The organism is Streptomyces sp. SL06, assembly GCF_058244745.1.
In genome coordinates, this window is sequence record NZ_JBSYOT010000002.1 from 3,886,915 (window position 1) to 3,899,845 (window position 12,931).

A 12,931-nucleotide genomic window follows, 5' to 3' on the forward strand; every position below is an offset into this window, starting at 1 on the left:
TGCCATATTGGCTTTTGTTCAGGACACCCCAGGGGTGACCATCACTCGTCCGTGGGGACTTGCCGTGACGCGGCGGCAACGCTCAGCCGTTCGGCGAAGGAGACCGCGTCGCCCCTTGACGGCACGGCCGTCTCACACGGGACGCGACCGCAACCCCTCCAGCAGGATGTCCAACAGCCGGGAGGAAGCCGCCGCCTGCTGCGCCGCGTCCGGCAGCGAGGGCGCCGCCGTGGCTATCACCAGCAGTACGTCCGACACCGACACGTCCGGCCGCAGCTCACCCGCCGCCCGCGCCCGCTCCACGAGCCGGCCCACGACATCCAGCAGCTCCGCCGCCCCGTCGTCGTCCTCCACGGAAACCGGCGCCCCGCCCGGCGCCCCGCCCGCTTCGCCCGCCGAAGCGGCACCGTCGGACACCAGCCGCAGCTCACCGGAGCCCGGCTGTATCCGCTGCTGCGGCACCCGTGGCTCACCGGCCGCGGCATGGCCGTCACCCTCGTCCGGCACCCCGACCCGCAGCACCTGCGGCGGCAGCAGTCGGCCGGCGCCCGAGGCCACGGATGTCCGCAGGAAGCGGGACAGCGCCGACCACGGCTCGTCCTCCTGCCCGAGCGCCGCCCGAGCCTGGTCGGTCAGCCGGGCCGTCTCCTCCTCGGCGATCCGGCGCACCAGGACGTCCTTGCTCGGAAAGCGCCGGTACACCGTGCCGACACCGACCCGCGCGCGCCGCGCCACGTCCTCCATCGGCGCGCCGTACCCCAGCTCGCCGAAGACCTCGCGCGCCGCGCGCAGCACGTGCTCCAGATTGCGCTGGGCGTCCACCCGCAGGGGCGCGGTCCGCGCCGCCTCCGCGCGTGCGCCGCCCGCCGCCGTGCTGACCGCGCCGGGCGCGACAGCCGAAGCGGACGGCCAATGAGAGCCCTGAACATGCATAGACAATCCCCCGGTAATGACGTCTCCCCCCGGAGACTCTCCCCGCCATCGAAAGCCGGAGCGCGCGGAACGGGCCCGGTCCTCGGGTCCGCCCGTCGCGGACCCGGTGAGCACATCCCCCTGCACCCCGTCGGAAAGAACATAGTTGAGCGGGGGTCAATTCAGAAGGGGCATGTTCCGCACCGAGCGTCCCGCGATCGGACCACGGATCGCATACGCCCCGAATGCACCCCCTTCCACCCCCGCGTCCACCCCCGCTGACCTGCGCGACCGCATCCCGCCACGGAGGCCCCGCCGCCCCGGCGCCTTGGCGATCTCCGGTCACACAAATCGACGAGCCTGTGGACAAACGCAGGCGCCGGGTGCGTCATGGGACGGTGAAGGAACGTGCGCGCATTCTCGTTGTCGGCGGTGGCTACGTCGGGATGTACACGGCCCTGCGTCTGCAGCGGAACCTCAAGGGCGAACTCCGGCGGGGCGAGGCCGAGATCACGGTCGTCACCCCCGACCCCTACATGACGTACCAACCGTTCCTCCCCGAGGCGGCGGCCGGCTCCATCTCCCCACGTCACGTCGTCGTGCCGCTGCGCCGCGTCCTCGGCCGGTGCGATGTCGTCATCGGCGAGGCCCGGTCCATCGACCACACGAAGCGCATCGCCACCGTCACCACCCTCGCCACCGACGAGGAGGGCACGGGCGCCCGCCGGCTGGCGTACGACGAACTCGTGCTCGCGCCCGGCTCGGTCTCGCGCACCCTGCCCGTCCCCGGCCTCGCCGACCACGGCGTCGGCTTCAAGACCGTCGAGGAGGCCATCGGCCTGCGCAACCACGTCCTCGAACAACTGGACATCGCCTCCTCCACCCGCGACCCGGCCGTGCGCGACGCCGCCCTCACCTTCGTCTTCGTCGGCGGCGGCTACGCGGGCGTGGAGGCCCTCGGCGAACTGGAGGACATGGCCCGCTACGCCGCGCGGTACTACCACAACGTCGCACCCGAGGACATGAAGTGGATCCTCGTCGAGGCCTCCGACCGCGTCCTGCCCGAGGTCGGCGAGGAACTGGGCCGCTACACCGTCACCGAACTGCGCCGCCGCAACATCGACGTACGCCTGGACACCCGCCTGGAGTCCTGCGCCGACCGCGTCGCCGTCCTCAGCGACGGATCCCGCTTCCCCACCCGTACGGTCGTCTGGACGGCCGGCGTCAAACCCCACCCGATCCTCGCCGCCACCGACCTGCCCCTCGACGACCGCGGCCGGCTGCAATGCACCGCCCACCTGTCCGTGGACGGCGCCACGCACGCGTGGGCCGCGGGGGACGCCGCCGCCGTCCCCGACCTCACCGCCGAATCCGGCCGGGAATGCGCCCCCAACGCCCAGCACGCCGTCCGCCAGGCCGCGGTCCTCGCCGACAACGTCACGCACGCCTTGCGCGCAGAGCCCCTCGACACGTACGCGTACAAGCACGCGGGGTCCGTCGCCTCCCTCGGCTTCCACAAAGGCGTCGCGCATGTCTACGGCCGCAAGCTGAAGGGCCGGCCGGCCTGGTTCATGCACCGCGCCTACCACCTCAGCCGGATCCCCACCGTCAACCGCAAGGCGCGCGTACTCGCCGAATGGGCCCTCGCCGGACTCTTCAAACGGGAGATCGTCTCCCTGGGCTCACTCGAACATCCACGAGCGGAGTTCGAACTCGCGGCCGGTGGAAAGCCTTCTCAGGACCCTCCGGACTACCCGAAGGGGTCGTCCTGACCGGACTTCGGAACTCCCCCGGCCCGTCCGGCGTCTGACGGATGTCGGCCCGGTCGGCACCCTGCCAGACTGGTCCACCACCGCGGGCGCGCCACCGCTCGCCCCAGCGCGGCCCCCGGGGCCCCGGCCGGCCCCGGCCCGCCCCGGTCTCCGGCCGCCGACAACGACACGAGGCAAGGATTCGTGAACTTCACGCGCTGGAGCGCCCGACTCCCCGGAACACAGCGCCGCGCAGCCGCGCGGACCGAGACGGTCTCCCCGGACCGTCGGGGAGAGGGCTCCGTACCCGCAGCCCGCGCCGAACAACTGACCGACGAGGCCCCGCCCGTACCCGCCGTCGACGAGCTGCCCGTGCGCGACGTCCTCGACCGCGTACCGGCCCTCGTCGCCCTCGTGCACGGCCCCGACCACCGCCTCGCCTACGTCAACGACGCCTACGTCGCCGCCTTCGGCACGCGCGACCTGGGCGAACGAGCCCGCGAGGCCCTCCCCGAACTCGACGAACCGGGCCTCTTCCCGCTGCTGGACCAGGTCCAGCGCAGCGGCAGACCACGCACCCTCAAGTCCCGCAAGGCCCCCGACGGCCGCTCCTACACCTTCACCTGCACCCCGGTCACCGAGGCCGACGGCGAGGGCCGCGGCGTCCTCGTCTTCGCGACCGACGTCACCGACCACGCGGAGGCCGCGGGCCGCCTGCGCGCGAGCGAACGCCGCCAGCGCGAGACCGCCGTCACCCTCCAGCGCTCCCTGCTCCCACAGGAACTGGAAGAACCCGACGACCTGCGCGTCGCCGCCACCTACCACCCCGGCGGCACCGAGGCCGCGGTGGGCGGCGACTGGTACGACGTGATCACCCTGGGCGGCGGCCGCACCGCCCTGGTCATCGGCGACGTCATGGGCCGAGGCGTCCGCGCGGCGGCCGTCATGGGCCAGCTCCGTACGGCGGTCAGGGCCTACGCCCGTCTCGACCTGCCCCCGCACGAGGTGCTCCAGCTCCTGGACGGCCTCGCCGCCGAGATCGACGCCAACCAGATCGCCACCTGCGTCTACGCCATCCACGACCCGAACGAGGGCCGGCTGGTCTATGCGTCCGCCGGGCACCTGCCCATCCTGGTCCGCGACGAGCACGGCACCGTCCAGCGCGCCGACGAACCCACCGGGCCCCCGCTCGGCACCGGCGGCTGGATCCACACGTCCGGCTCGATCACCCTGGCCCCCGGCTCGACGGCCGTCCTCTACACCGACGGCCTGGTGGAACGCCGCAACGAGGACCTCGACGACGGCATCGCCGCCCTGGAGCGCGCCCTGTCCGGCGCGACCGGCAGCCCCCAGGTGATCTGCGACCGCCTGGTCCGCTCGGCCGGCGTCACCCCGGACCACGACGACGACGTCGCCGTCCTGGTCCTCCGGCATCCGGCCCGCACCGGCGCCGAGGCCGAGCTGTTCCGCAACGCCGCCCTGGAACTGCTCGGCGGTGTCGAAGCGGCCCCACGCGCGCGTGCCTTCGCCTCCGGCGTCCTGACCAGCTGGCGCTTCCCCGTCGACCTGCACGACCTCGGCGTCCTGGCCGCCAGCGAGCTGGTCGCCAACTCCCTCCAGCACGGCACGCCCCCCATGCGGCTGCGGCTGCGCCGTACCGACCGCCGCCTGATCGTCGAGGTCACCGACGGGGACGACCATCTGCCCAGGCGCCGCCGCGCCGAACCGGGGGACGAGTCCGGCCGGGGCATCGCCATCGTCGCGACGATCGCCTCCAACTGGGGGTCCCGGCGCACACCCGGGGGCGGCAAGGCGGTCTGGTGCGAGTTCCTCCTGCCCAAGCCGTGAGCCGTGCCGGGCCAGGGCCCGGCACGGCACCGCTCACGCCTCGGCGACGGCCACCGCGTCGGCCGGCGGCCCGCCCTGCGTGACCACCCGGCTCCCGGCCGACGACGGCTGGTTCTGCACGTCCGTCAACTGCCGTTCCAGCCGCACCGCCAGCACCGTGATCCCCAGCGAGAACAACAGGAACACCACGATGTACGGCGCGTGCAGCGAGGCCCCGAGCGGACCGCCCACCGCCGGTCCGATCGCCAGCGCCAGTTGCTTCACCAGGGCGAAGGCCGAGTTGTACTGCCCGGCCAGCCCGCTCGGCGCCAGATCCGCCACCAGCGGCGCCAGCGTCGGCGAGAGCATCGCCTCGCCCAGCCCGAACAGCGCGTACGTCGAAATGAACGCGGCCGTCGCCATCGTCCGGCTGCCGTGCCCGAGCCCGGCGTACCCGGCCACGGCCCACGCCACGGCCCAGATCAGCCCGACGGCCCCGATCACCCGCGACCGCTTCCGCCGCTCCACGAACTTCAGCACCGCGAACTGCGCGACCACGATCACCAGCGTGTTCGCCGCCAGCGCCGTACCCAGCGCGGATGTCGAGATCCCGGCCGCCTCGACGCCGTACGCGGTCAGCCCCGACTCGAACTGCCCGTAGCAGGCGAAGAACAGCACGAAGCCCAGCACGCACAGCTGCACCATGGCCCGGTTGCCGAGCAGTTGCCTCCAGCCGCTCCCCGGGGAACGGCCCGGAGCCACCTCGATGCGCGGCGCCCGCGGCACTCGCACCGTCGCCATCACCGCGACCAGCAGCAGGAACATCGCCGCCTCGATCGCGAACAGCAGGGTGAACGACGAGGCGCTCGTGGTGTCGACCAGATGACCACCGATGAGCCCGCCGACGCCGAGCCCCAGGTTCTGCAGGAAGAACTGCATGGCGAAGGCACGCGACCGGGTCTCCGTCGTGGAGCAGTCCACGATCATCGTCGCGAGCGCCGGCTGCATCACGGCCTGCCCGGCACCCAGCGCGGCGGCCGACAGCAGCACGGTGGCCGCCGACGCCGACAGCCCGAGGCTCAGCGCCCCGAGCACGGCGGTGACCAAGGCGCCGAGCAGTACCGGCAGCGGGCCCCGCCGGACGATGGCGCGCCCGGCGAACGGCAGCACGATCAGCGCGGCCACGGCGAAGACGGCGAGCACGAGGCCCGCCGTGACAGAACCCAGTCCCCGTACCTGCGCCACATAGACGTACAGGTAGGGGAAGGTGAAGCCGAGGCCGAACGCGCTGAGCGCGTTGCCCACGTGGATCCGGCGCATCGCCGCGCCCATTGCCCTGGTCACGTTCACCCTCTCGTGAAGTCGGTCACTCAGCCGTTAGAGCTGAAGACTTAGAAGCTAAAGTTCGATATTAAAGAGTACACAGTGAAGGACTTCGAGGCAATGTGGCCGCATGCCATACTGCGGCCATGGGCGACATCCCCGGCGCCGGTGAGCCGGCACTCGAAGAACAGATCGCCGCCTACCAGCGCGAGTTCCAGGACCTCGACCCACAGGTCGAGAAGATCGTTTCGGCGCTCTCCCGCCTCAACCGCCGTATGAACGTCGCGTACGGCCGGCAGACCGCGGAACTCGGCATCAGCACCACCGACTGGGAGGTACTCAAGGCGCTGGTCCTCTCCGGCGCCCCCTACCAGCTCGGGCCCGGCGACCTCGCCAAGCGCCTCGGCCTGACGCCCGCCGCCATGACCCACCGCATCGACCGGATGGTGACGGAGGGACTGGTCACCCGGGAGCGCGACGAGTCCAACCGGGTCCGCGTCATCGTCGAGCTGACGGCGGAGGGACGCGAGAAGTGGCTGGAGGCCATGCGCCTCGCCACGGTGTTCGAGGAAGACCTGCTCCAGGACCTCTCCCCGGACGACCGCACCGCGCTCGGCGAGGTCCTCACCCGGCTGCTGCGCAGGGTGGAGCACGCCCAGCCCGACGCCGGCGGTCGGCTCAGCGACCTCGATTAAAGATCTTGACAGAGATTCTTGACAGCCCTCTGCGGGATCCGTAGAGTTCTTCGGGTTGCCACGGGACCGTAACGGTTCTGCGGTGGCACCTCCCGCCGCGGTAGCGGCAACCAAACCATCAGCGCGATCTCCCAGTGGGAATGTTTTCGGCATGTCCGAATTCCATTTCGATGGGAACTCGACGGCCCGGACGACCCCGATTGGGAATCGTCCAGCGGGTCCGCTAAGGTTTGAGACGCCGCAACGGCCCAACGGCCGGGACGGCACCCCCCTCTGACGGGAAATCAGAGTCCGAAAGGATCTGATAGAGTCGGAGCCGCCGGAAAGGGAAACGCGAAAGCGGGAACCTGGAAAGCACCGAGGAAATCGGGTCGGAAAGATCTGATAGAGTCGGAAACGCAAGACCGAAGGGAAGCGCCCGGAGGAAAGCCTGAGAGAGTTTCTCGGGTGAGTACAAAGGAAGCGTCCGTTCCTTGAGAACTCAACAGCGTGCCAAAAGTCAACGCCAGATATGTTGATACCCCGACCTGATTGGTTGATCCGATCGGGTTGAGGTTCCTTTGAAATACAACAGCGAGGACGCTGTGAACGGTCGGATTATTCCTCCGACGGTTCCGCTCCCGTGATGTTGGAAAGCATTCACGGAGAGTTTGATCCTGGCTCAGGACGAACGCTGGCGGCGTGCTTAACACATGCAAGTCGAACGATGAACCACTTCGGTGGGGATTAGTGGCGAACGGGTGAGTAACACGTGGGCAATCTGCCCTGCACTCTGGGACAAGCCCTGGAAACGGGGTCTAATACCGGATACTGACCTCCACGGGCATCTGTGGGGGTCGAAAGCTCCGGCGGTGCAGGATGAGCCCGCGGCCTATCAGCTTGTTGGTGAGGTAATGGCTCACCAAGGCGACGACGGGTAGCCGGCCTGAGAGGGCGACCGGCCACACTGGGACTGAGACACGGCCCAGACTCCTACGGGAGGCAGCAGTGGGGAATATTGCACAATGGGCGGAAGCCTGATGCAGCGACGCCGCGTGAGGGATGACGGCCTTCGGGTTGTAAACCTCTTTCAGCAGGGAAGAAGCGAAAGTGACGGTACCTGCAGAAGAAGCGCCGGCTAACTACGTGCCAGCAGCCGCGGTAATACGTAGGGCGCAAGCGTTGTCCGGAATTATTGGGCGTAAAGAGCTCGTAGGCGGCTTGTCGCGTCGGTTGTGAAAGCCCGGGGCTTAACCCCGGGTCTGCAGTCGATACGGGCAGGCTAGAGTTCGGTAGGGGAGATCGGAATTCCTGGTGTAGCGGTGAAATGCGCAGATATCAGGAGGAACACCGGTGGCGAAGGCGGATCTCTGGGCCGATACTGACGCTGAGGAGCGAAAGCGTGGGGAGCGAACAGGATTAGATACCCTGGTAGTCCACGCCGTAAACGGTGGGCACTAGGTGTGGGCAACATTCCACGTTGTCCGTGCCGCAGCTAACGCATTAAGTGCCCCGCCTGGGGAGTACGGCCGCAAGGCTAAAACTCAAAGGAATTGACGGGGGCCCGCACAAGCGGCGGAGCATGTGGCTTAATTCGACGCAACGCGAAGAACCTTACCAAGGCTTGACATACACCGGAAACGGCCAGAGATGGTCGCCCCCTTGTGGTCGGTGTACAGGTGGTGCATGGCTGTCGTCAGCTCGTGTCGTGAGATGTTGGGTTAAGTCCCGCAACGAGCGCAACCCTTGTCCCGTGTTGCCAGCAAGCCCTTCGGGGTGTTGGGGACTCACGGGAGACCGCCGGGGTCAACTCGGAGGAAGGTGGGGACGACGTCAAGTCATCATGCCCCTTATGTCTTGGGCTGCACACGTGCTACAATGGCTGGTACAATGAGCTGCGATACCGTGAGGTGGAGCGAATCTCAAAAAGCCGGTCTCAGTTCGGATTGGGGTCTGCAACTCGACCCCATGAAGTCGGAGTCGCTAGTAATCGCAGATCAGCATTGCTGCGGTGAATACGTTCCCGGGCCTTGTACACACCGCCCGTCACGTCACGAAAGTCGGTAACACCCGAAGCCGGTGGCCCAACCCCTTGTGGGAGGGAGCTGTCGAAGGTGGGACTGGCGATTGGGACGAAGTCGTAACAAGGTAGCCGTACCGGAAGGTGCGGCTGGATCACCTCCTTTCTAAGGAGCACATGGCCGACTGCAAGCGTATGTCTTGCACGGTTGCTCATGGGTGGAACGTTGACTATTCGGTCCGGACTCGGGCCGGTGGCTGTCAGTACTGCTCTTCGGAGTGTGGAAGGCATGATCATCGGACGGGTTTGGGCCGGGCACGCTGTTGGGTGCCTGAGGGTATGGCCGTGAGGCTGCCTCAGTTGCCGGCCCCAGTGAACTTGCCGTGAGTGGCAGGGTGATGGGTGGTTGGTCGTTGTTTGAGAACTGCACAGTGGACGCGAGCATCTGTGGCCAAGTTTTTAAGGGCGCACGGTGGATGCCTTGGCACCAGGAACCGATGAAGGACGTGGGAGGCCACGATAGGCCCCGGGGAGTCGTCAACCAGGCTTTGATCCGGGGGTGTCCGAATGGGGAAACCCGGCAGTCGTCATGGGCTGTCACCCGCTGCTGAACACATAGGCAGTGTGGAGGGAACGCGGGGAAGTGAAACATCTCAGTACCCGCAGGAAGAGAAAACAACCGTGATTCCGGGAGTAGTGGCGAGCGAAACCGGATGAGGCCAAACCGTATGCGTGTGAGACCCGGCAGGGGTTGCGTGTGCGGGGTTGTGGGATCTCTCTTTTACGGTCTGCCGGCCGTGAGACGAGTCAGAAACCGTTGATGTAGGCGAAGGACATGCGAAAGGTCCGGCGTAGAGGGTAAGACCCCCGTAGTCGAAACATGAGCGGCTCGTTTGAGAGACACCCAAGTAGCACGGGGCCCGAGAAATCCCGTGTGAATCTGGCGGGACCACCCGTTAAGCCTAAATATTCCCTGGTGACCGATAGCGGATAGTACCGTGAGGGAATGGTGAAAAGTACCGCGGGAGCGGAGTGAAATAGTACCTGAAACCGTGTGCCTACAAGCCGTGGGAGCGTCGGGCATCAAGCTTGCTTGGTGTCTCGTGACTGCGTGCCTTTTGAAGAATGAGCCTGCGAGTTTGCGGTGTGTTGCGAGGTTAACCCGGGTGGGGTAGCCGTAGCGAAAGCGAGTCCTAAGAGGGCGTTTGAGTAGCACGCTCAAGACCCGAAGCGGAGTGATCTAGCCATGGGCAGGTTGAAGCGGCTGTAAGAGGTCGTGGAGGACCGAACCCACCAGGGTTGAAAACCTGGGGGATGACCTGTGGTTAGGGGTGAAAGGCCAATCAAACTCCGTGATAGCTGGTTCTCCCCGAAATGCATTTAGGTGCAGCGTCGTGTGTTTCTTGCCGGAGGTAGAGCACTGGATAGGCGATGGGCCCTACCGGGTTACTGACCTTAGCCAAACTCCGAATGCCGGTAAGTGAGAGCGCGGCAGTGAGACTGTGGGGGATAAGCTCCATGGTCGAGAGGGAAACAGCCCAGAGCATCGACTAAGGCCCCTAAGCGTACGCTAAGTGGGAAAGGATGTGGAGTCGCACAGACAACCAGGAGGTTGGCTTAGAAGCAGCCATCCTTGAAAGAGTGCGTAATAGCTCACTGGTCTAGTGATTCCGCGCCGACAATGTAGCGGGGCTCAAGCGTACCGCCGAAGTCGTGTCATTGCAGCGTGTAGCCCCAACGGGTGCTGTGATGGGTAGGGGAGCGTCGTGTGCCGGGTGAAGCAGCCGTGGAAGCGAGTTGTGGACGGTTCACGAGTGAGAATGCAGGCATGAGTAGCGATACAAACGTGAGAAACGTTTGCGCCGATTGACTAAGGGTTCCTGGGTCAAGCTGATCTGCCCAGGGTAAGTCGGGACCTAAGGCGAGGCCGACAGGCGTAGTCGATGGATAACCGGTTGATATTCCGGTACCCGCTGTAAAGCGTCAAACACTGAATATCGTGATGCTAAGGCCGTGAAGCCGCCCTGGAGCCTTCGGGTGAAGGGGAGTGGTGGAGCCGCTGAACCGAGCGGTTAGTAGGTGAGTGATGGGGTGACGCAGGAAGGTAGTCCATCCCGGGCGGTGGTTGTCCCGGGGTAAGGGTGTAGCCCGTCATCCAGGTAAATCCGGGTGGCATGTGGGTGAGACCTGATGCCGAGCCGATTGTGGTGAAGTGGATGATCCTATGCTGTCGAGAAAAGCCTCTAGCGAGTTTTATGGCGGCCCGTACCCTAAACCGACTCAGGTGGTCAGGTAGAGAATACCGAGGCGTTCGGGTGAACTATGGTTAAGGAACTCGGCAAAATGCCCCCGTAACTTCGGGAGAAGGGGGGCCACACCTGGTGATGATCTTTACGGTCTGAGCTGGGGGTGGCCGCAGAGACCAGCGAGAAGCGACTGTTTACTAAAAACACAGGTCCGTGCGAAGCCGTAAGGCGATGTATACGGACTGACGCCTGCCCGGTGCTGGAACGTTAAGGGGACCGGTTAGTCATATTTCGGTGTGGCGAAGCTGAGAACTTAAGCGCCAGTAAACGGCGGTGGTAACTATAACCATCCTAAGGTAGCGAAATTCCTTGTCGGGTAAGTTCCGACCTGCACGAATGGCGTAACGACTTCTCGACTGTCTCAACCATAGGCCCGGTGAAATTGCACTACGAGTAAAGATGCTCGTTTCGCGCAGCAGGACGGAAAGACCCCGGGACCTTTACTACAGTTTGATATTGGTGTTCGGTTCGGCTTGTGTAGGATAGCTGGGAGACTGTGAACTTTGGACGCCAGTTCAGGGGGAGTCGTCGTTGAAATACCAGTCTGGTCGTGCTGGATGTCTAACCTGGGTCCGTGATCCGGATCAGGGACAGTGTCTGATGGGTAGTTTAACTGGGGCGGTTGCCTCCTAAAGAGTAACGGAGGCGCCCAAAGGTTCCCTCAGCCTGGTTGGTAATCAGGTGTTGAGTGTAAGTGCACAAGGGAGCTTGACTGTGAGACCGACGGGTCGAGCAGGGACGAAAGTCGGGACTAGTGATCCGGCGGTGGCTTGTGGAAGCGCCGTCGCTCAACGGATAAAAGGTACCCCGGGGATAACAGGCTGATCTTCCCCAAGAGTCCATATCGACGGGATGGTTTGGCACCTCGATGTCGGCTCGTCGCATCCTGGGGCTGGAGTCGGTCCCAAGGGTTGGGCTGTTCGCCCATTAAAGCGGTACGCGAGCTGGGTTTAGAACGTCGTGAGACAGTTCGGTCCCTATCCGCTGTGCGCGTAGGAGTCTTGAGAAGGGCTGTCCCTAGTACGAGAGGACCGGGACGGACGAACCTCTGGTGTGCCAGTTGTCCTGCCAAGGGCATGGCTGGTTGGCTACGTTCGGGAGGGATAACCGCTGAAAGCATCTAAGCGGGAAGCCTGCTTCGAGATGAGGGCTCCCACCCACTTGATGGGGTAAGGCTCCCAGTAGACGACTGGGTTGATAGGCCGGATCTGGAAGCACCGTGAGGTGTGGAGGTGACCGGTACTAATAGGCCGAGGGCTTGTCCTCAGTTGCTCGCGTCCACTGTGTTGGTTCTGAAACCACGAACAATCTGACTGTGTTGGTCACCGGTTGGTTGTCTGTTTCATAGTGTTTCGGTGGTCATGGCGTAGGGGAAACGCCCGGTTACATTTCGAACCCGGAAGCTAAGCCTTACAGCGCCGATGGTACTGCAGGGGGGACCCTGTGGGAGAGTAGGACGCCGCCGAACAATTATTGCGAGGAAACCCCGCACCGGAAACGGTGCGGGGTTTTCTGCGTTCAGCAGGAAATACCCGGTATTACAGTGGTCGGCATGAGTGCCTCCGTACCCGGTGACTACACGGTCCGTTCCATACGCGCCGACGAGTGGCGTGCCGTCAAGGAGCTGCGGCTGCGCGCGCTGCGTGACCCGGTCGCGCATCTCGCCTACCTGGAGACGTACGAGAAGGCCGCGGCGCGGCCGGACTCCTTCTGGCAGGAGCGGGCGGCCGGTGGATGCAAGGGCGCGTCCGGGGCGCAGGCGATCATTGCCGAGGGGCCCGACGGTGTGTGGCTCGGCACGCTGACCGTGCTGATGGAGGAGCCCGGGACGACGGACTGGGCGGGGTTTTCCGTGGATCGGCGGCAGGGGCATGTGGCCGGTGTGTTCGTACGGCCCGAGTGGCGGGGGAGCGGGCTGACGAAGGCGCTGTTCGACGCCGGGCTGGAGTGGGCCTGGGCGCACAGGGCTGAGCGGATACGGCTCTTCGTCCATCCCGACAACGAGCGGGCGCAGGGCGCCTATCGGAAGGTGGGGTTCACGCCGAGCGGGCGTAGGGTGCCGCTGGCGGACGGGCCCGGCGACTTCGAGCTGGAATTCGTGCTCGGGCGCTGACGCGT

General features: G+C 65.7%; 6 protein-coding genes and 3 rRNA genes. 7 read left to right on the forward strand and 2 right to left on the reverse strand.

All coding sequences use genetic code 11. From position 1 onward, the window contains the following. Positions 1-132: 132 nt before the first annotated feature. Positions 133-933, reverse strand: a complete 801-nt coding sequence (locus AC4IHM_RS17790) for a TetR/AcrR family transcriptional regulator (RefSeq protein ID WP_490868007.1) — start codon at positions 931-933, stop codon at positions 133-135. Positions 934-1,310: 377 nt separating this feature from the next. Here AC4IHM_RS17790 and AC4IHM_RS17795 point away from each other — a divergent pair, with 377 nt between their 5' ends. After that, positions 1,311-2,684: an NAD(P)/FAD-dependent oxidoreductase gene (locus tag AC4IHM_RS17795; protein WP_490868008.1), complete on the forward strand. Its 1,374-nt coding sequence runs from the start codon at positions 1,311-1,313 to the stop codon at positions 2,682-2,684. A 183-nt stretch (positions 2,685-2,867) separates the two neighbouring features. Then, entirely contained in the window at positions 2,868-4,511 is a 1,644-nt protein-coding gene (locus tag AC4IHM_RS17800) for an ATP-binding SpoIIE family protein phosphatase (RefSeq protein ID WP_490868009.1), read from the forward strand. Between the two features lie 33 nt (positions 4,512-4,544). Here the strand turns inward: AC4IHM_RS17800 and AC4IHM_RS17805 are convergent, their stop codons facing one another. After that, a complete protein-coding gene (locus AC4IHM_RS17805) occupies positions 4,545-5,822 on the reverse strand; it encodes an MFS transporter (RefSeq protein WP_490870855.1) in 1,278 nt (425 codons plus the stop codon). A 137-nt stretch (positions 5,823-5,959) separates the two neighbouring features. On the opposite strand from AC4IHM_RS17805, the gene AC4IHM_RS17810 reads away from it, so the two are divergent. The 5 genes from AC4IHM_RS17810 to AC4IHM_RS17830 all read left to right on the forward strand — a co-directional run bounded on the left by AC4IHM_RS17810 (position 5,960) and on the right by AC4IHM_RS17830 (position 12,926). Next, positions 5,960-6,508, forward strand: a complete 549-nt coding sequence (locus tag AC4IHM_RS17810; protein WP_490868010.1) for a MarR family winged helix-turn-helix transcriptional regulator — start codon at positions 5,960-5,962, stop codon at positions 6,506-6,508. 638 nt (positions 6,509-7,146) lie between these two features. After that, positions 7,147-8,673, forward strand: a 16S ribosomal RNA gene (locus AC4IHM_RS17815). 283 nt (positions 8,674-8,956) lie between these two features. Next, a 23S ribosomal RNA gene (locus tag AC4IHM_RS17820) occupies positions 8,957-12,079 on the forward strand. Between the two features lie 85 nt (positions 12,080-12,164). After that, positions 12,165-12,281 (forward strand): 5S ribosomal RNA (gene rrf / locus AC4IHM_RS17825). The 16S, 23S and 5S rRNA genes sit together here, the layout of an rRNA operon. A gap of 84 nt (positions 12,282-12,365) precedes the next feature. Beyond that, positions 12,366-12,926 carry a GNAT family N-acetyltransferase gene (locus AC4IHM_RS17830; protein WP_490868011.1) on the forward strand — a complete coding sequence of 187 codons (561 nt, stop codon included), beginning with the start codon at positions 12,366-12,368 and terminating at the stop codon, positions 12,924-12,926. Positions 12,927-12,931: the final 5 nt, after the last annotated feature.